Source organism: Kocuria sp. HSID17590 (genome assembly GCF_003989485.1).
GTDB classification, from domain to species: Bacteria; Actinomycetota; Actinomycetes; order Actinomycetales; family Micrococcaceae; genus Kocuria; species Kocuria salsicia.
Genome location: NZ_RBMB01000013.1, coordinates 1 through 18,523, shown reverse-complemented (window position 1 = coordinate 18,523; position 18,523 = coordinate 1). Strand labels below are relative to the sequence as shown.

The 18,523-nt window shown below is 70.6% G+C and carries 15 protein-coding genes and 1 pseudogene; 5 read left to right on the top strand and 11 right to left on the bottom strand.

Annotated elements, in window-relative coordinates:
• Positions 1-2: 2 nt before the first annotated feature.
• Positions 3-1,031 (top strand): inorganic phosphate transporter, encoded by a 1,029-nt coding sequence (locus D8M39_RS06190; RefSeq protein WP_055082900.1) that lies wholly within the window; start codon positions 3-5, stop codon positions 1,029-1,031.
• Positions 1,032-1,205: 174 nt separating this feature from the next.
• On the opposite strand, the gene pstB is transcribed toward D8M39_RS06190, so the two are convergent.
• The 4 genes from pstB to pstS form a co-directional block, all read right to left on the bottom strand.
• Positions 1,206-1,985 carry a phosphate ABC transporter ATP-binding protein PstB gene (pstB, locus tag D8M39_RS06185; protein WP_055082901.1) on the bottom strand — a complete coding sequence of 260 codons (780 nt, stop codon included), beginning with the start codon at positions 1,983-1,985 and terminating at the stop codon, positions 1,206-1,208.
• 37 nt (positions 1,986-2,022) lie between these two features.
• Complete coding sequence (gene pstA, locus D8M39_RS06180; RefSeq protein WP_126874642.1) at positions 2,023-3,153, bottom strand: phosphate ABC transporter permease PstA; 1,131 nt, start codon at positions 3,151-3,153, stop codon at positions 2,023-2,025.
• Complete coding sequence (gene pstC / locus D8M39_RS06175) at positions 3,153-4,100, bottom strand: phosphate ABC transporter permease subunit PstC (protein WP_094393505.1); 948 nt, start codon at positions 4,098-4,100, stop codon at positions 3,153-3,155. Before pstC ends, pstA begins: the two co-directional genes overlap by 1 nt.
• Before the next feature lie 141 nt (positions 4,101-4,241).
• Positions 4,242-5,348 (bottom strand): phosphate ABC transporter substrate-binding protein PstS, encoded by a 1,107-nt coding sequence (gene pstS / locus D8M39_RS06170; RefSeq protein WP_174233435.1) that lies wholly within the window; start codon positions 5,346-5,348, stop codon positions 4,242-4,244.
• Positions 5,349-5,544: 196 nt separating this feature from the next.
• Between pstS and D8M39_RS06165 the strand changes: the two genes are divergently transcribed.
• The 3 genes from D8M39_RS06165 (at position 5,545) to disA (ending at position 9,423) form a co-directional block, all read left to right on the top strand.
• Positions 5,545-6,702, top strand: coding sequence for an aromatic acid exporter family protein (locus tag D8M39_RS06165; RefSeq protein WP_055082908.1), 1,158 nt, complete (start codon positions 5,545-5,547; stop codon positions 6,700-6,702).
• 58 nt (positions 6,703-6,760) lie between these two features.
• The gene (gene radA / locus D8M39_RS06160; protein ID WP_126874640.1) at positions 6,761-8,245 is read left to right on the top strand and encodes a DNA repair protein RadA; all 1,485 of its coding nucleotides are present in this window, start codon (positions 6,761-6,763) and stop codon (positions 8,243-8,245) included.
• Between the two features lie 101 nt (positions 8,246-8,346).
• Positions 8,347-9,423 carry a DNA integrity scanning diadenylate cyclase DisA gene (disA, locus tag D8M39_RS06155; protein WP_055082912.1) on the top strand — a complete coding sequence of 359 codons (1,077 nt, stop codon included), beginning with the start codon at positions 8,347-8,349 and terminating at the stop codon, positions 9,421-9,423.
• Between the two features lie 190 nt (positions 9,424-9,613).
• Here disA and D8M39_RS06150 read toward each other — a convergent pair whose 3' ends face one another.
• The gene (locus D8M39_RS06150) at positions 9,614-10,351 is read right to left on the bottom strand and encodes a hypothetical protein (protein WP_126874639.1); all 738 of its coding nucleotides are present in this window, start codon (positions 10,349-10,351) and stop codon (positions 9,614-9,616) included.
• 25 nt (positions 10,352-10,376) lie between these two features.
• Here D8M39_RS06150 and D8M39_RS06145 point away from each other — a divergent pair, with 25 nt between their 5' ends.
• Positions 10,377-11,372 carry an A/G-specific adenine glycosylase gene (locus tag D8M39_RS06145; RefSeq protein ID WP_238693981.1) on the top strand — a complete coding sequence of 332 codons (996 nt, stop codon included), beginning with the start codon at positions 10,377-10,379 and terminating at the stop codon, positions 11,370-11,372.
• A gap of 70 nt (positions 11,373-11,442) precedes the next feature.
• Here the strand turns inward: D8M39_RS06145 and D8M39_RS06140 are convergent.
• The 6 genes and pseudogenes from D8M39_RS06140 to panC all read right to left on the bottom strand — a co-directional run.
• Positions 11,443-11,946 (bottom strand): annotated as a pseudogene (locus D8M39_RS06140) (amino-acid N-acetyltransferase); the annotation flags it as partial.
• A 202-nt stretch (positions 11,947-12,148) separates the two neighbouring features.
• Positions 12,149-14,767, bottom strand: coding sequence for an ATP-dependent Clp protease ATP-binding subunit (locus tag D8M39_RS06135; RefSeq protein ID WP_055082918.1), 2,619 nt, complete (start codon positions 14,765-14,767; stop codon positions 12,149-12,151).
• A gap of 291 nt (positions 14,768-15,058) precedes the next feature.
• Positions 15,059-15,400 (bottom strand): Lsr2 family protein, encoded by a 342-nt coding sequence (locus D8M39_RS06130; RefSeq protein ID WP_055082920.1) that lies wholly within the window; start codon positions 15,398-15,400, stop codon positions 15,059-15,061.
• Positions 15,401-15,631: 231 nt separating this feature from the next.
• On the bottom strand, positions 15,632-15,913 hold the full coding sequence (locus D8M39_RS06125) for a hypothetical protein (protein ID WP_232300209.1): 282 nt from the start codon (positions 15,911-15,913) through the stop codon (positions 15,632-15,634).
• 61 nt (positions 15,914-15,974) lie between these two features.
• On the bottom strand, positions 15,975-17,507 hold the full coding sequence (gene lysS / locus D8M39_RS06120) for a lysine--tRNA ligase (RefSeq protein ID WP_055082923.1): 1,533 nt from the start codon (positions 17,505-17,507) through the stop codon (positions 15,975-15,977).
• Positions 17,508-17,525: 18 nt separating this feature from the next.
• Positions 17,526-18,374, bottom strand: coding sequence for a pantoate--beta-alanine ligase (gene panC / locus D8M39_RS06115; protein ID WP_126874637.1), 849 nt, complete (start codon positions 18,372-18,374; stop codon positions 17,526-17,528).
• Positions 18,375-18,523: the final 149 nt, after the last annotated feature.

The following is an 18,523-nucleotide window of genomic DNA, read 5'->3' as shown; positions in this document are numbered from 1 at the left end:
CCGTGACCGAGCTGCTGGCCCTGCTGGGGATCCTCCTCACGCTCGTCTTCACGGTGGTCAACGGCTTCCACGACGCCTCCAACGCCGTGGCGCTGCCCGTGCGCTTCAACGCCCTCACCCCGCGCGTGGCGCTGTGGCTGGGAGCGGTGTTCAACCTCGTGGGCGCGCTGCTCGTGGGGCTGGTGCTGAACCGGATGATCACCTTCGAGATCCCCGTGCCGTTGGACGTGGTGGGGGTCGTAGCGCTGCTGTGCTCGCTCGTGACCGCGATCGGCTGGGACCTCGCCACCTGGTGGTGGCGGATGCCGTCCTCCTCCACCGCGGCGATCGGCGGCGCGGTGGTGGGTGCCCTGCTGGGGGCGCGCGCCGTGGGGCTGCTCCACGGCCCCCTGCCGGTGGGCCCCTACCTCTCGTGGAACGTGCTGGTGCCCCTGGTCGTCTCCCCGGTGGTCGCGTTCGCTGCCGCCTACCTGCTGGTGCCGCCCCTGGTGCACCTGGTCCGCCACGAGACGCCGGGGCGCGTGAACTTCCGCTCGGGCGTGGTGCAGGCCACGGGTGCCGCGGCCATCCACTTCGGCCACGGGATCCAGCACGCCCGCCGCACCCTGTGGATCCTCATGGTCCTGATGCTCGTGCTCGGCTCCGGCTTCTCCCGCGGCAGCATCCCCGTGTGGCTGGTCCTGCTGGTGGGCCTCTGCCTGGGCTTCGGGACGCTGCTGGGCGGGTGGCGGATCGCCTACACGCTCTCCTCGCGCGTGGTCACCCTGGACCCCCTGCGGGGTGCGATCGCCCAGACGGTCTCCGGCGCCCTGCTCTTCGTGGGCGGCTTCCTCTCCCCCATCCCGCTGTCCACCTCGCAGACGAGCACGGGCGCGATCCTCGGCGCCGGCTCCGCCCAGAAGTTCCGCACCGTCTACCACCAGACCGTGGTGCGCCTGCTCCTCACCTGGATCGTCACGGCGCCGGTGTGCGGGCTGGTCTCGGGGATGCTCTTCCTCGCGCTGTCACCTCTGCTCCCCGCCCTGCCCTGAGCCGACGACGACGCCGCACAGCCGCCTCCCGCGCACTGCGGCTCCATCCCCGCGGCCCAGCCCAAGGCTGAGGCCGCGCCCGAGACCGAGCCCAGAGTGACGCGGCCCCGCACCAGAGGCGAGGCGACCCCGCCCGGGGCCACGGGGCGTCGTCGTGCCCGGCCGTCCCGGGGATCAGCCGAAGCGGCCCGAGACGTAGTCCTCCGTCTCCTGCTTCTGCGGGGTGTTGAAGATCTCGGACGTGGGCGCGTACTCGATCAGGCGCCCGGGCTTGCCGGTGCCCTCGATGTTGAAGAACGCGGTCTTGTCCGAGACACGCGAGGCCTGCTGCATGTTGTGGGTCACGATCACCACGGTGTAGTCGGACTTGATGTCGTTGATCAGGTCCTCGATCGCCAGCGTGGAGATCGGGTCCAGCGCGGAGCACGGCTCGTCCATGAGGATCACCTCGGGCTTCACCGCGATCGCGCGGGCGATGCACAGGCGCTGCTGCTGCCCGCCGGAGAGCCCGGATCCCGGCTTGCCCAGCCGGTCCTTGACCTCGTTCCACAGGTTGGCGCCGCGCAACGAGCTCTCCACGAGGTCGTCGGCGTCGCTGCTCGAGATCCGCTTGTTGTTCAGCTTCACGCCCGCCAGGACGTTGTCCCGGATGGACATGGTGGGGAACGGGTTGGGGCGCTGGAAGACCATCCCCACCATGGAGCGCACCGTCACCGGGTCCACGCCCTTGCCGTAGAGGTCGTCCCCGTCCAGGAGCACCTTGCCCTCCGCGCGCGCACCGGGGATGACCTCGTGCATGCGGTTGAGGGTGCGCAGGAACGTGGACTTGCCGCAGCCGGAGGGGCCGATGAACGCGGTCACGGAGCGCGGCTCGATGTTCATGCTGACGTCCTGCACGGCCAGGAAGTCGCCGTAGTAGACGTTGAGGTGTTCGACGTCGATGCGTTTCGACATGGGTGTCAGTCCTTCGCTCAGGTGGTTAGGGCCGCGCTCAGCGCCCGGCGGTCTTGGGGGCGAACGCCCGGGCGATCAGGCGCGCCACGAGGTTCAGCAGCATCACGATGATGATGAGGATCAGGGCCGCGGCCCACGCCCGCTGCAGCGAGGGGTCGGGGTTCGTGGGCGACGTCGGGTTCATGATCTGGTAGTAGATGAACGTGGGCAGCGTGGTCATCCAGCCGGAGAACGAGTTCCAGTTGATGGCCGTGGCGAAGCCCGCCGTCACCAGCAGGGGCGCGGTCTCACCGATCACGCGCGCGATCGCGAGCGTCACGCCGGACGCGATGCCCGAGATCGCGGTGGGGATGACCACCTTGAGGATGGTGCGCCACTTGCGCACGCCCAGCGCGTAGGAGGCCTCGCGTAGCTCGTTGGGCACGATCCGCAGCATCTCCTCCGTGTTCTTGACCACCGTGGGGATCATCAGCACGGTCAGTGCCACGGCGGCCACGAAGCCCGTGCGGGTGGAGGGCCCGAAGATCATCCCGAACAGGGCCGCGGCGAAGAGACCGGCCACGATGGACGGGATGCCGGTCATCACGTCCACGAAGAACGTGATCGCCTTGCCGAGCCAGCCGCCCTGGGAGTACTCGACCAGGTAGATGGCGGTGAGCAGGCCCACCGGCACCGACATGACCGTGGCCCAGAAGGTGATGGACACCGTGCCCACGATCGCGTGGTACGCACCGCCCACCACCTCGCCGGAGGATCCCGCGGTGTTGTCCTGCAGGCCGGTGACCCCGTTCATGGAGGTCCACAGCATGTTGCCGGTCAGCCCGGGGACGCCGTTGACGAGCACCGTCCAGATCACCGAGACCAGCGGGATGACCGCCAGGACGAAGGCCGTGTAGACCAGGAAGGTCATCAGCGAGTCCTTCCCGGCGCGGGAGCCCTCGATGAGCCCCACGGCGAGCGGTCCCACCACCAGGAAGATCACCGCGGCGAACAGCGCCCACAGGGCGATGCCGAAGCCCACCAGCGCGGCGAGCGCGGCACCCGCCACCACGGCGACGACGCCCACCACGGGCACGAGCCAGCGGGGCCGCTGCCCGCGCGTGAGCTTGGAGCGGCGCACCGGCGAGACGCCGGGGCCGGGCTGGGAGGTCTGCGTGGACGTGGACATCAGTTGGCCCCCGAGAATTCCTTGTAGCGGGCGATAATGGCGCGGGCGATCATGTTGACCACCAGGGTGATGAGGAACAGCACCAGCCCGGCGGCGATCAGCTCGGACAGCCGCAGGCCGTAGGCCTCCGGGAAGTTCAGGGCGATCTCCGCCGCGATGGTCTGGTTGCCGGACTTGACGAGGGACGCGATCATCGGTCCGGACGAGAGCACCAGGGCCACCGCCATGGTCTCGCCGAGGGCGCGGCCGAGCGCGAGCATGATCGAGGAGACGATCCCCGGGCGCGCGAAGGGCAGCACGGACATGCGGATCATCTCCCAGCGCGTGGCGCCCAGGGCGAGCGCGGCCTCCTCGTGCAGCTTGGGGGTCTGGGAGAAGATCTCGCGGGACATGGAGGTGATGATCGGGAGGATCATGATGGCGAGCACCACACCCGCGGTGAGCATGGTCTTGCCGGTTTGGGAGGCCGGACCCTGGAAGAACGGGATGAACCCGGCGTGCTCGCTGAGCCAGGTGTACAGCGGCACGAGCGCGGGGGCGAGCACGGTGGCGCCCCACGCGCCGTAGATCACGGAGGGGATCGCCGCGAGCAGGTCGATCACGTATCCCACCGGGGTGGAGATCCGCGCCGGTGCGTAGTGCGAGATGTAGAGGGCCACGAGGATGCCCACGGGCGTGGCGATCAGCAGGGCGATCACCGAGGCGATCAGCGTTCCGACCACGAGCGGGCCGATGTAGCTGAAGAACCCGGCGCCCCCGGTGATCTCGGCCGCGGGGGCGGTGAACGTGGGCAGCGCCTGCAGCAGCAGGAACAGCGCCACGGCCGCCAGGACCGCGAAGATCAGGATCCCCGCGGCCAGGCTGAGCCCGGAGAAGACGGCGTCACCGGCACGCCCGCCCGCGGACGAGCTGGTCCCGGGTCTGCGTGCACTGAGGGTGGTGGACATGGAACAGTCCCTTCGATCAAGGTCTGGTGGGTGCTGGGCGAAGGCCACCGCCCAGCCTAGGGGCTCGTGGGCCCCGGGGGCGTGGCTGCGGCGTCGGCTCCCCGTGAGGTGCCGACGCCGCGTCCGTGCGCTGCGGGCGGGTCAGCCCTTCGCGGAGATGGACTCCACGGCGGCCTTGGCCTCGTCCCGCAGGGACTGGGACAGCGGGGCGGAGCCGGCGGAGTCCGCGGCGGCCTTCTGGCCGTCCTCGGAGACCACGTACTTCTCGAAGGACTTCACGAGGTCCGCCGTCTCCTGGGAGTCGTAGGTGGAGCACACCACGTGGTAGGAGATCAGCACCAGCGGGTAGGCCCCGGCCTCCGTGGTGGCGCGGTCGATGTCGATGGCCATGTCGTGCTCGCCGCGGCCCTCGACCTGCTTGGAGACCTCCACGGCCTTGGCGGCGGCGTCCGCGGAGTGGGCCACGTACTTCTCACCCACCTTGATGGCCGCGGTGCCGAGGTCCCCCACGGCGGAGGAGTCCGCGTACGTCACGGCGCCCTCGGTGCTGGAGGTCGTGGAAACCACGCCGGAGGTGCCCTTGTTGTTCTCGGCCGCGTACTTGGTGGGCCACGCCTGGGCAGGCTCCTCCGTCCAGTCCTGGGGCGCGGCCTTGGAGAGGTAGTCCGTGAAGTTCTCGGTGGTGCCGGAGTCGTCGCTGCGGTGCACCACGGTCACGGCGGTGTCCGGGAGGTCCGCGTCAGGGTTCTGCTTCTTGATCTCGTCCGCGTTCCACTTCTTGATCTCGCCCTTGAAGATCTTGGCGATCGTGGGGGCGTCCAGGTTCAGGGACTTCACGCCCGGCAGGTTGAAGGCCACCGAGATCGGGGATACGTAGACCGGCAGGTCCATGGCCCCGGCATCCCCGCACTGCTGCTTCGCCTGGGAGACCTCGTCCTCGGTGAGGTAGGCGTCCGAGCCGGCGAAGTTCGCCCCGCCCGCCAGGAACGCCTTGCGCCCCGCGCCGGAGCCGTCCGGCGAGTACTGCACCGTGGCGCCGCTGTTGGCCGACTGGAAACCGTTCTGCCACGCGGTCATGGCGGCCTGCTGCGAGGAGGCGCCGATGCCGGTCAGGGTCCCGGAGACCCCGCTCTGCTCCCCCGAGCCACCGCCCGCGTTGCCCGTGGGGTTGTCCGAGCCGCAAGCGGTCAGGGCGAGGGCACCAATGGCCAGGACTGCGGCCGAGCGGCCGACGTGCGAAAGCTTCACAGTTTTTCCCTTCGAAAGCATGAACCGGTGGAGCGGGTGAACGGGGCCGACGGAGTCCCGGCGTGCACCACCGCAGCGCTCTCAGTGCGCCCAGCGCTCACCGTAGGCATCGGACGTTGACAGCGTCGGCCACCAAGGTGAACGGGCGATTAACAACTGGCGCGGCGGCGTCGGGAGGGGAGCCTAGGATGGCCTCATGGCGTCCTCGGAAGCAGCTACCCACCGCTCCCGACTCCGCCGCGTCCCCGAGCTGGCGGGCCGCCGCGGCCGCGCCGGGTGGGCGCGGATGACGGCGGGCTTCTTCCAGGCCGTCCAGATGACGGTGGCCGCCGTGGGGGCGTACGTGATCGCCGAGCGGCTGCTGGGCCACCACGGCCCCATCTTCGCCGCCACCGCCGCCCTCGTCTCCCTCGGCTACGCCAAGGGAGGGCTGCGCTACCGCCGCGTGCTCGAGGTCTCCATCGGCTGCACGCTCGGGATCGTCGTGGGCGACCTCCTGATCCACCTGCTGGGTCCCGGGGAGTGGCAGGCCACCGTCGTCCTGCTCGTGTCCCTGCTGCTCGCCCGGTTCCTGGACAACGGCGCCATCTTCACCACCCAGATGGGTCTGCAGTCCGTGCTCGTGGTGCTGCTGCCACCCTCCCAGGACGGAGTGTTCGCCCGCTCGCTCGACGCGGTCGTGGGCTGCTTGTGCGCGCTCGTGCTCGCGTACATCGTGCCGCAGGACCCGCGCCGCGAACCCCGCCAGGACCTCAGCAAGCTCATTGACGAGTTCACGCGCATTCTCACCGACTGCTCGCACGCCGTCGCGGACACCGACTCCCGGCTCGCGTGGCACGCTCTGGTCCGGGGACGCCAGACCCAGCCGCTGGTGGACTCGGTGCGCACGGGGCTCATGGGCTCGCGCGAGATCACGTACGCGTCCCCCCTCTACCGGCGCCACCGCCACGAGATCGACGAGCTGAGTGAGAGCATCCGCTACCTCGACCTCGCGGTGCGCAACTCCCGGGTCTTCGCACGCCGCCTCGCGTCCGTGCTCAACAGGGTCACGCTCGCCGACGACGCCGTGACTTCCCTCTCCGAGGCCCTCGCCGACCTCTCGGACGCTGTCCTGAGCCTGGGCCACGCCCTGGCCGTGAGCCACGAGCAGACGAGGGAGAGCTACCTGCGCCAGACGCGCAACGAGCTGTTCTCCGTGGCCCAGCGTCTGGAACCTGGTGCCATGGGCATCCGCACTATGGAGGGCGAGGCGCTCGTGCTGCTGCTGCGTCCCATGGTGGTGGACCTGCTCGAGGCCGCAGGGGTCTCCCACGAGACCGCCGCCAAGAGCCTCCCGGCGCTCGGCGGGCAGTGAGGCGGCGGGGCCGGCCCGGTCGCCTATGCGCGTCGGAGCCGCCCCCTATGGTGAGGCCATGAGCACGAAGACCCGTAAGCCCTCCGTGACCTACCGCTGCACGGAGTGTGGGTGGACCACCGCCAAGTGGGTGGGGCGCTGCGGTGAGTGCCAGGCCTGGGGAACCGTCCAGGAGATGGGCGGCAGCCAGGAGCACGGTCGCACCCGAGCGGCGTCCTCCGTGGCCACTCCGGCACGGCCCATCTCCCAGGTGGACTCCTCCGTCGCGCGGTTCACCCCCACCCAGGTTCCCGAGCTGGACAGGGTGCTCGGGGGCGGGCTCGTCCCGGGCGCCGTGATCCTGCTCGCCGGTGAACCCGGCGTGGGCAAGTCCACCCTGCTGCTGGACGCCGCCGCGAAGGTTGCCGCGGGCGCCGCGGGTGAGGCGATGCGCACCGCGGGGCCGAACGCCAGTACCGGCGAGGGCGCGGAACGCGCGTCCGGTTCGCGGGCAACGTCGTCCGGGGCCTCCCCTCGCACCGTGCTCTACGTGACCGGGGAGGAGTCCGCCGCGCAGGTGAAGCTGAGAGCCGAGCGGATCAACGCACTCTCAGACACGCTGTACCTGGCGGCGGAGTCGGACCTCTCGGCGGCACTGGCGCAAGTCGAGGCGCTGTCCCCGGACCTGCTGGTCGTGGACTCCGTGCAGACGTTGGCGAGCTCGGAGATCGAGGGCTCCGCCGGCGGTGTGAGCCAGGTGCGGGAGGTGGCCGCGAGCCTCATCCACGCCGCGAAGACCAGGAACATGACCACCCTGCTCGTGGGCCACGTGACCAAGGAGGGCTCGATCGCCGGGCCCCGGCTGCTCGAGCACCTCGTGGACGTGGTGTGCCAGTTCGAGGGTGACAAGCACTCGCGCATCCGGCTGCTGCGGGCCGTCAAGAACCGCTTCGGGCCCACGGACGAGGTGGGGTGCTTCGACCTCGAGGAGAACGGCATCCGCTCCGTCTCGGACCCCTCGGGACTGTTCGTCTCCCGCACCCCCGTGCCGGTGGCGGGCACGTGCCTGAGCGTCACGGTGGAGGGCCGCCGACCCCTGCTCGCCGAGGTCCAGGCGCTGCTGGACAAGTCGAGCACCGCGCAGCCGCGGCGGGCCACCGCCGGGCTGGACGGCTCCCGCGTAGCCATGCTGCTGGCCGTGCTGCAGCGCAGGGCCGGCGTGGCCCTCGCCTCCATGGACTGCTACGTCTCCACGGTGGGCGGGGTGCGGCTGACGGAGCCCGCCACGGACCTGGCCGTGTGCATGGCCCTGGCCTCCGCCGCGCAGGACCGCCCGCTGCCGCAGCGGCTCGTGTGCTTCGGGGAGATCGGGCTGGCCGGGGAGGTGCGGCCGGTGCCGGAGATCAACCGTCGGATCCAGGAGGTCGCCCGCCTGGGATTCACCCACGCGGTCGTCCCCGCCTCGCCCAGCGGCCCGGGGAAGATCCCGCCGGGGTTCTCGGCGCGGGAGGTCACCACGGTGAACCAGGCTATGGAGCTGCTCTTCCCGCCGCGGGCCGGCTGAGCCCGTGGGCCGCGGCGGGCGAGGACGGGCCGCGGGCTGGCCGCAGAGCCTGCACCACGCTGTGCGCGGCCCGTACAGAGACCCGTACATAGAATGGTGTCGTGGTGAAGACACGTGAAACCGCTCTGCGGAAGACCCTCGCGCGGGTCGCCCCCGGGACCGAGCTGCGGACCGGGCTGGAGCGCATCCTGCGGGGTCGCACGGGTGCGCTGATCGTCCTCGGCTTCGAGCGCTCCATGGAGTCGCTGTGCTCCGGGGGCTTCGACATCGACACGGACTTCACCCCCACCAAGCTGCGCGAGCTCGCCAAGATGGACGGTGCGATCGTGTGCGACAGGGACGCCTCCCGCCTCCTGAAGGCCGGGGTCCAGCTCATGCCGGATGCACGAATCACCACTCAGGAGTCCGGCACGCGGCACCGCTCCGCGGAGCGCACCGCCAAGCAGACCGGCCTGCCCGTGATCTCGGTGAGCCAGTCGATGAGCGTGATCACCATCTACGTGGACGACTACCGGTACGTCATCGAGGGCTCGCAGGCCATCATGGCCCGGGCGAACCAGGCGCTGCAGACCCTCGAGCACTACAGCCACCGTCTGGAGCAGGTGCTCGGGGCCCTCTCGGCCCTCGAGATCGAGGCGGCGGTGACCGCACGGGACGTCGCCCTCACCCTGCAGCGCATGGAGATGGTCCGGCGCATTTCGGAGGAGATCGGGTGGTACGTGCTGGAGCTCGGCGAGGACGGGCGGCTGATCTCCCTGCAGCTCGAGGAGCTCACCGCCGGCACCGGTCCCGGCCCGGACGTCGTCCTGCGGGACTACCTCCCGGACCCCACCCCCGCCGAGGAGCTGGACGCGGCCCTGGAGCGACTGGCGGAGCTGTCCTCCGCGGACCTCATCGACCTGCAGAAGGTCGCCTCCGCCGCGGGTCTCACGGCACCGCAGGGGAGCCTGGAGACAGACCTCCACCCCCACGGCTACCGGCTGCTCGAGGGGATCAAGTCCATGCCGCGCGCGGTGGCCAAGCGACTCGTGGCGCAGTTCGACGGGCTGCAGTCCCTGATGGCCGCGAACCTCGAGGACCTGATGTCCGTGGAGGGCATCGGCGAGCAGCGGGCCCGCACGGTCCGCGAGTCCCTCTCCCGCATGGCGGAGACGAGCCTGCTCGACCGCTTCATGTGAGCCGCTGCGACCCGTCGGCCCGGCTCCCGCGGAGTGGGAACCGGGCCGAGGGCGACGGCTGCTCTCCTGGGGTGAGCGCCGCCCCGCGCCGAGTGTGCACCGCTCTGCGGGGGCGAGGACCACCCGACCGGACAACAAGCCCGTGGCAGCGGCAGTGACCGTCCACGGTCCCTTCCGCCGCGGCTTCCGCCTACTGCAGGACGAACGCCACCTGGGGGCTGCTGTCCTCGCCCAGGGAGGCCGTGAGGTTGTAGTACCCCGCGAGCGCTTCCGCCTGACCGGCGGGGCAGCCCTCTGCGGTGCGGACGCGGTTCCAGGTCAGCCGCGACGTCTCCTTCTGCCCCGCGTCGAGCGTGACCGTCTTGTCCTCGCCCGGGGCGGCGCAGTGGCGCGAGTCGAACACGGTGTCCGAGCCGGAGGTCACCACGAACGCCATCTGCTTGCTGCCGGCGTTCACGGTGCACGGGTTGTCCCCGGTGTTCTCCAGAGTCATCACGAGCGCGGGCTGCTCCTTGGCGGCGTAGGTCTCCTTGTCGGTGGAGGCCGTGACCGTGAGGTTCGTCCCGCACGCCTGGGGTGTGCTGCTCGCACTGGGTGAGGACGACGGCGCCGCGCTCCCCGAGCCCGAGGGGTTGGGCCGGGGCGTGAAGTCGGCGAACTTCTGGTCCGGGTTGGCGGTGACCTGGGTGCTCGCGGTCGACGCGGCGGCCGGGGCCGGGTCCTCGTCCCCGGCCCCGGAATCCGACGAGGTCACGGCACGGACGCCCATGGTGACGGCCCAGACGACGAACAGTGCGAAGAGCACCAGCACGGCCAGCGCCACCAGGCGGCGTCGCCGGTAGACGTGGTCCGGGAGGCGGGCCTCCGAGCCCCCGTCGTCGGAGGGGTACGAGGGGGGATCGTGTCGCTCGGAACCGTGGGAAGCCATGGTCTCCAGGTTACCGTGGGGAGTTATGAACTCGAGCGCCGGGCCCGCCGCGGAAGACCCCCGGCAGGACGTCCACCAGGGCATCCACCGCGCCGTGATCGAGTGGTACGCGCGCGCCGCCCGGGACCTCCCCTGGCGGGCACCGGAGCGCTCCCCGTGGCAGGTGCTCGTCAGCGAGATCATGCTGCAGCAGACCCCCGTGGTGCGCGTGCTGCCCGTGTGGCGGCGCTGGATGCAGCAGTGGCCCGAGCCCCAGGACCTGGCGGAGGCCTCCCCCGCGGACGTCGTCCGCGCCTGGGACCGGCTCGGCTACCCCCACCGCGCCCTGCGGCTGCACGCCGCCGCACAGAGCGTCCGTGACGAGCACGGCGGGCGGGTGCCGAGCAGGCACTCCGAGCTGCTCGCGCTGCCCGGGATCGGGGCGTACACCGCCGCCGCGGTGGCCGTCTTCGCGTTCCGCCAGCGCCACGCGGTGGTGGACACCAACATCCGGCGCGTGGAGGCCCGGCTGTTCACGGGGCGAGCGCTGCCCTCCCGCTCCCTCACGGCTGCCGAGACGCGGCTCGCCGAGGAGCTGCTGCCCCGGGACGTCCCCGAGTCCGTGGCGTGGAACCAGGCCGTCATGGAGCTCGGCGCCCTGGTCTGCACGGCTCGTTCTCCGCGCTGCTCCGAGTGCCCGGTGCGGGAGGACTGCGCGTGGGTGGCCGCGGGCAGTCCCCCGGCCGAGGACGTGCCGCGCGGGCAGGCGTGGCACGGAACCGACCGGCAGGTGCGCGGTGCGCTCATGGCCGTGCTGCGCGCCGCGGAGGAACCGGTGCCCCGCCGCCTGCTGCTCGCGGACGCCTCCTCCGCAGAGCAGCTCGCCACGGAGCACGGGGCGCCGCCGCAGGTGGTCGTGGACGGTCTCACCGCCCTGTGGCGGCTGCCCGCCCCGGCCGAGCAGCGCGAGCGGGCCCTGGCCGGGCTGCTCGCGGACGGCCTGGCCGCCGAGTCCGACGGCGGGCTCAGCCTTCCGGTGTGACGGCGCCGCCCGGTGTGGTGGCGATTCCCGGTGTGACGGCGCCTTCCGATATGGCGGTGCCTTCCGGTGTGACGGAACGGATCATCCGGGTGTTGCCCAGCGTGTTCGGCTTCACCCGGGCGAGGTCCAGGTACTCGGCCACACCCTCGTCGTGGGAGCGCAGCAGCTCCGCGAACACCTCCGGCGGGATGGTCTCCTGGTTCGCCATGACCTCGAAGCCGTGCGCCGCGAAGAAGTCCACCTCGAACGTGAGGCAGAAGACCCGGCTCACCCCCAGCCGGGAGGCCCGCGCCAGCAGCTCCCGGATCATGCCCCCGCCCACGCCGTGCCCGCGCGCCGCCGGGGACGTGGCGAGCGTGCGCACCTCCGCGAGGTCCTCCCACATCACGTGCAGCGCACCGCACCCCACCAGGGTCCCCTCGCCGTCCTCCGCGACCACGAACTCCTGGATGCTCTCGTAGTAGGTGACCGTGTCCTTGGTGATCAGGATGCGCTCGGCCGCCATGGGCGCCACGAGCTCCTTGATCCCGTGGACGTCGGTGGTCCGGGCGGGGCGGATGCGGATCTCTGTCATGGCCCCGACTGTACGCGGTGGCCCGCCGCCAACGACCGGCTCGGAGCCGACCAGGCAACGCGGAGCGGTGCCTGCCCGGCAACGCGGAGCGGGGACCGGACACGACAACGCGAGCGGGCGGCGTCGTGAACCGCTGTGGTCCACGACGCCGCCCGCTCGCGTCAGGGGGTCCGTGCCGGTCTCCCGGCACGGCCCGTCAGGCTCAGGCCTGGGCCTGCGCCGCTCCCCCGCCGGTGTCGCCACCGGTGTGGGGCGAGCGCGGGACGTCCTTGCCGGACTGGCTGTCGTCCCCGTCCGTGAGGCTCGGCGTGTCCTCGATCTCCTGCAGCTCCTCGGCCGAGAGCTCGGACATGGGCGTGGAGGAGAAGGTGAAGGCGGCGTCGTCGCCCTCTCCCTCGACACCCACGGTGATCTTCTCACCGGAGGCGATCTCACCGAACAGGATCCGCTCCGAGAGCTGGTCCTCGATCTCGCGCTGCATGGTCCGGCGCAGCGGACGCGCACCCATGGAGGGGTCGTAGCCGCGCTTGGCCACGAGCTTCTTGGCCTCGTCCGTGAGCGTGATCGACATGTCCTGCTCGCGCAGCCGCTGCTGCAGCCGCGCCACGAACAGGTCCACGATCTGCACGATCTCGGACTCGCTCAGCTGGGGGAACACGATGATCTCGTCCACACGGTTGAGGAACTCGGGGCGGAAGTGCTCCTTGAGCTCCTCCTGCACCTTGGCCTGCATGCGGTCGTAGGACGTCGCCGCGTCCCCGCTGGCCTGGAAGCCCACGGGAACCGTGCGGGAGATGTCCCGGGTGCCCAGGTTCGTGGTCATGATGATCACCGTGTTCTTGAAGTCCACCACGCGGCCCTGCGAGTCGGTCAGACGACCGTCCTCGAGGATCTGCAGCAGCGAGTTGAACAGGTCCTGGTGCGCCTTCTCGACCTCGTCGAAGAGCACCACGGAGAACGGCTTGCGGCGGACCTTCTCGGTCAGCTGGCCGCCCTCCTCGTAGCCCACGTAGCCCGGAGGGGCACCGAAGAGCCGCGAGACCGTGTGCTTCTCCTGGTACTCGGACATGTCCAGCGTGATCAGGGCGTCCTCGTCGCCGAACAGGAACTCCGCGAGCGCCTTGGCCAGCTCGGTCTTGCCCACGCCGGTGGGTCCGGCGAAGATGAACGAGCCACCGGGGCGACGGGGATCCTTCAGACCCGCGCGGGTGCGGCGGATCGAGCGGGACAGGGCCTTGATGGCCTCGTTCTGGCCGATGACGCGCTTGTGCAGCTCGTCCTCCATGTGCAGGAGCCGTCCGGACTCCTCCTCGGAGAGCTTGTACACGGGCACGCCGGTGGAGGCCGAGAGCACGTCCGAGATGACCTCCGGGGTCACCTCCGAGATCTGCTCGTCCCCCTCGCGCCAGGCCTTGTCCTTCTCGTCCCGCTCCGCGATGAGCTTCTGCTCGGTGTCGCGCAGCGCGGCGGCCTTCTCGTAGTCCTGGCCGTCGATCGCGGCTTCCTTGCCCTGCTTGGTCTCCGCGATCTTCTCGTCCAGGGCCTTGATCTCCGGCGGCGCCGTCATGCGCTTGATGCGCAGACGGGCACCGGCCTCGTCGATCAGGTCGATGGCCTTGTCCGGCAGGAAGCGGTCCGAGACGTAGCGCGCGGACATGTGCACGGCGGCGTCCAGGGCGTCGTCCGAGATGGACACGCGGTGGTGCGCCTCGTACTTGTCCCGCAGGCCCTTGAGGATCTCCACGGCGTGCGCCTCGGAGGGCTCGTCCACCTGGATGGGCTGGAAGCGGCGCTCCAGCGCGGCGTCCTTCTCGATGTGCTTGCGGTACTCGTCCAGCGTGGTGGCGCCGATGGTCTGCAGCTCACCCCGCGCCAGCATGGGCTTGAGGATGGAGGCGGCGTCGATCGCGCCCTCGGCGGCACCGGCACCCACCAGGGTGTGGATCTCGTCGATGAACAGGATGATGTCACCGCGCGTGCGGATCTCCTTGAGGACCTTCTTCAGCCGTTCCTCGAAGTCGCCGCGGTAGCGCGAACCCGCCACCAGGGAGCCGAGGTCCAGCGTGTAGAGCTGCTTGTCCTTCAGCGTCTCGGGCACGTCCCCGCGCACGATCGCCTGGGCCAGGCCCTCGACCACGGCGGTCTTGCCCACGCCGGGCTCGCCGATCAGCACCGGGTTGTTCTTGGTGCGCCGCGAGAGCACCTGCATGACGCGCTCCATCTCGCGGTAGCGCCCGATCACGGGGTCCAGCTGGGACTCGCGCGCGGCCGCGGTGAGGTTGCGGCCGAACTGGTCCAGCACGGCGGAACCGGCCGGGGTGCCCTCCGCGCGACCACCGGTGCCGACGCCGGCGGCCTCCTTCTCGCCGCCGCCGCTGCCGGACTGGTAGCCCGAGATGAGCTCCAGCACGGTGGCGCGCACCTTGGCGGGGTCCGCACCGAGCTTGACGAGGACCTGGGAGGCCACGCCCTCGCCGGCGCGGATGATGCCGAGCAGGATGTGCTCGGTGCCGATGTAGTTGTGCCCCAGCTGCAGCGCCTCGCGCAGCGAGTGCTCCAGCACCTTCTTGGCGCGGGGCGTGAACGGGATGTGGCCCGACGGCGCCTGCTGGCCCGGGCCGATGATGTCCTGGACCTGCTCGCGCGCGGCGCTCAACGTGATGCCCATGGACTCGAGGGCCTTGGCGGCAACGCCCTCGCCCTCATGGATCAGGCCGAGCAGCAGGTGCTCGGTCCCGATGTAGTTGTGGTTGAGCATCCTGGCCTCTTCCTGGGCCAGCACGACGACCCTGCGGGCACGGTCGGTGAAGCGTTCGAACATGGATACTCCTTCATTGATCTCTGCCCACGATGCTAGGCACCCGAATCGCCGCTCCGGGCACTGTTCGCCACTGGCGCACGGTATCCAGCCCTCAGCAAAATTCCTCCCCCGGTAGCGCGCGCAAATGCGCCCCCCGCCACTTTCTCCGCCGACGGCAACGGCCGGAACACGCCGGTGCTGGCGTGTTCCGGCCGTTGCCGGGTGGTGCGGCGGGTCAGCGCGTGGCTCTCCCGCGGCACCGCACGGTCCGCAGCTGCCCGGGAAGGCTCCCGAGCGACGGACCGTGGCGGATCAGTTGCCGTTCTCGGCGTAGTACTGGTCCTGGATGTCCTGGTGGATCCGGCCGCGGTCCGAGACCTGCAGGCCCTTCTTCTTGGCCCACGCACGGATCTTGGGGGTCTCCGGGTTGCCGGAGCGGCTGGGACGGGTGGTGGCGGTGGTGCTGCGACCGCTCTTGGCGGTGGCGCGGCGCCCGGCGGTCACGTACGGCCGCATGGCGTCGCGCAGCTTGGTGGCGTTCGCCGAGCTGAGGTCGATCTCGTACTGGCCCCCGTCCAGACCGAAGCGCACCGTCTCGTTGGCCTCGCCGCCGTCGATGTCGTCCTCAAGAATGATCTTCACGGTCTGAGCCATGTCATCTCCTCCAAGTGCCCGCGGGCAGGATAGTTCTTTGTTTCGCTATGGTGAACAAAAGGTGTGGGGTGAATCGCAGAATACGCCGCTCGTCCCCGAATCCGCCCACGCGCCCTGCATGCGTCGCATTACATTCGCGACAATGCGGGCCGAGCGTGAATCGAACGCGTGCCGATTTCCCCGAATCACGTGCCCCATCATTGCACGCAATTCGCCAATTGTCATCACGGGCTATTCCGTGCGCTGCGGGTCTTCCGGTGATTCGCGAATAGGAATGCTGTTGCGCAGTGCCAGTCCGCGCTGCGGCCGCTGCGTTTCCTGCTCCTGCTCGTGACCGAAAGGTGCAGCGTCCCCCTCGCGCTCCCGCACCTCGCGGTACCAGCGCTCGGCGTCCTGCTGCGCCCGCGTCTGCGCGCTGCGCTCGGCCCGGTCACCGCGGAACAGCCAGCGCATCACCAGGTAGAACACCACACCCACGCCCAGCGAGGGGAGAAATACGGCCAGGTAATCCATGCGGGTGATCATCCTCCGGGGGTCTGTGCGATTGCTGTGCACGGGTGTGCTGCGGGTCGAATCACTCGGGCTTCATGAGCGGGAAGAGAATGGTCTCCCGGATACCGAGGTTCGTGAAGAGCATGATGAGACGGTCCAGGCCGAGTCCGAGTCCGCCCATGGGCGGGGCTCCGTGCTCCAGGGCGCGCAGGAAGTCCTCGTCCAGCTGCATGGCCTCGTCGTCCCCGGCCGCGGCCAGGCGGGACTGCGCCACGAGCCGTTCGCGCTGCACCACGGGGTCCACCAGCTCGGAGAACGCGGTGCCGCGCTCCATGCCGCCGATGATCAGGTCCCACGCCTCGATCAGGCCGGGCTCCGAGCGGTGCTGGCGTGCCAGCGGCTGGGCGGCCGGCGGGTAGTCGCACACGAACGTGGGCTGCAGCAGCGTGGGCTCCACGATCTCCCCGAAGAGCTCGATCACGAGCTTCTGCGCGTCCCACGCGGGGTTGACCGGGACCTCCCGCTCGGCCGCGACGGCGCGCAGCTCCTCCGCGGGGGTGTCCGGGGTGATCTCGCGCCCCACGGCCTCGGACAGCGCCGGGTACACGGAGAGCCACTTCCACTCCCCGAACAGCTCGATCCGGCCCTGGGGCGTGTCCACGCCCTCGACGCCCAGCACGCGGGCGCACTCCTGGATGATCGTCTTGATCCGCTCGGCCATCGTGAACTGGTCACCGTAGGCCTCGTAGGCCTCCAGGGTGGTGAACTCGGGGCTGTGGGAGGAGTCCACGCCCTCGTTGCGGAACACGCGTCCGATCTCGAACACGCGCTCGATCCCGCCCACCACGGCGCGCTTGAGGTAGAGCTCGGTGGCGATGCGCAGGGTCATGTCCTGGTCGAAGGCGTTGAGGTGGGTCTCGAACGGGCGCGCCGCGGCACCGCCGTGGACCAGCTGGAGCATGGGGGTCTCGATCTCCACGTAGCCCTGCTCCTCCATCACGCGGCGCACGGTGCGGATGATCGCGGAGCGGGTGAGCACGACGTCGCGCGCCTCCTGGCGCACGATCAGGTCCAGGTAGCGCTGGCGCACCCTGGTTTCCTCGTTGAGCTCCTTGTGCATGGTGGGCAGGGGGCGCAGTGCCTTGGACGCCATGGTCCAGGAGTCCGCCATCACGGAGAGCTCTCCGCGCCGGGAGCTGATCACGCGGCCCGTGACGGCCACGAAGTCGCCCAGGTCCACGAGGGCCTTCCACTGCGCGAGGGACTCGTCCCCCACGTTCGCCTTGGAGAGCATGACCTGCAGGCGGGTGCCGTCCCCCTCCTGGAGGGTTCCGAAGCACAGCTTGCCGGTGTTGCGCACGTGCACCACGCGCCCGGCCACGGTGACCACGTGCTCGGTCTCCTCGCCGGACTCCAGGTGGCCGAACTGCTCGCGCACCTCGGCCAGGGTGGCGGTGCGGTTCACGCCCACCGGGTACGGCGCCATCCCGGCGTCCGAGGCCGCCTGGCGCTTCTCGGCGCGCACGAGCATCTGGTCGTTGAGCTCGTGTGCGCTCAGCTCGGGATCGGAGTCGGCGGACGCCGCGGGAACGGTGGTTTCAGGCTGTTCGGTCACAGTGGACCAGGATACCGTTCACGCCGGTATCCGCATGTTGTCGATCAGCCGGGTGGGGCCCACCCACGCGGCGACCAGCGCGAGGGCACCGGGGCGCGGCTCGGTGACGGCGAGCGTGTCCGGATCCACGGTCACGAGGTAGTCGAGGGAGACCTCCGGTTCCGCGGCCACGCGCCGTCGGGCCTCGTCCAGCGTGAGCTCCCCGCCGGCCAGGGCGCGCAGGGTGGCGTTGAGCACGAGCGCGTGCCCGGCCTGCTCCGGTGAGAGGTACTGGTTGCGGGAGGACAGCGCGAGGCCCTGCTCGGAGCGCACGATGGGCACCGGGCGGATCTCCACGCGGTGATTGAAGTCACGCACCATGCGCTGCATGAGCAGCAGCTGCTGGGCGTCCTTCTCCCCGAAGTAGGCGCGGAACAGGATCCGCGGGCCGGGGTCCACGATGGTGAGCAGCTTGTTCACCACGGTCAGCGCGCCGTCGAAGTGACCGGGACGCGTGGCCCCCTCCAGCACGGCACCGGCCGCACCCGAGGTCACGGACACCACCGGCGTGCCACCGGGGTACATCTCCTCCACCGAGGGGGCGAACACGAGGTCCACGCGCTCCTGCGCGAGCAGCCGGACGTCCTGCTCCAGCTGCCGCGGGTAGCTCTCGAAGTCCTCCCCCGGGCCGAACTGCAGGGGGTTCACGAAGACCGAGACGACGGCGACGTCGTTCTCCGCCCGCGTGCGGCGCGCGATCTGCAGGTGCCCCGCGTGCAGCGCGCCCATGGTGGGCAGCAACCCCACGCTCTCCGCGCCGGCCGCGGTGCGTGCGGCCACCTCCTCGCGCAGCTGCGCCACGGTGGTGCACACCACGGGTTCCGTCACGGCCGTTCCCCTTCCTCGAGCGCGGCCAGCACCGCGCGGTACGTCGTCTCCTCCAGTCTGCCGCAGGCGCGGGCGCGCTCGGCCGTCTGCCGTCCCAGGGCCCGGTAGCCGGTCAGCAGCTGGGGCCCGGCCTCGGGGCCCGTGGCCGC

Coding starts and splice junctions, on each gene's coding strand:
- pstB (WP_055082901.1), bottom strand. CDS start 1,985: ATGTCGAAACGCATCGACGTCGAACACCTCAACGTCTACTACGGCGAC.
- pstA (WP_126874642.1), bottom strand. CDS start 3,153: ATGTCCACGTCCACGCAGACCTCCCAGCCCGGCCCCGGCGTCTCGCCG.
- pstC (WP_094393505.1), bottom strand. CDS start 4,100: ATGTCCACCACCCTCAGTGCACGCAGACCCGGGACCAGCTCGTCCGCG.
- D8M39_RS06165 (WP_055082908.1), top strand. CDS start 5,545: ATGGCGTCCTCGGAAGCAGCTACCCACCGCTCCCGACTCCGCCGCGTC.
- radA (WP_126874640.1), top strand. CDS start 6,761: ATGAGCACGAAGACCCGTAAGCCCTCCGTGACCTACCGCTGCACGGAG.
- D8M39_RS06150 (WP_126874639.1), bottom strand. CDS start 10,351: ATGGCTTCCCACGGTTCCGAGCGACACGATCCCCCCTCGTACCCCTCC.
- D8M39_RS06145 (WP_238693981.1), top strand. CDS start 10,377: ATGAACTCGAGCGCCGGGCCCGCCGCGGAAGACCCCCGGCAGGACGTC.
- D8M39_RS06135 (WP_055082918.1), bottom strand. CDS start 14,767: ATGTTCGAACGCTTCACCGACCGTGCCCGCAGGGTCGTCGTGCTGGCC.
- D8M39_RS06130 (WP_055082920.1), bottom strand. CDS start 15,400: ATGGCTCAGACCGTGAAGATCATTCTTGAGGACGACATCGACGGCGGC.
- D8M39_RS06125 (WP_232300209.1), bottom strand. CDS start 15,913: ATGGATTACCTGGCCGTATTTCTCCCCTCGCTGGGCGTGGGTGTGGTG.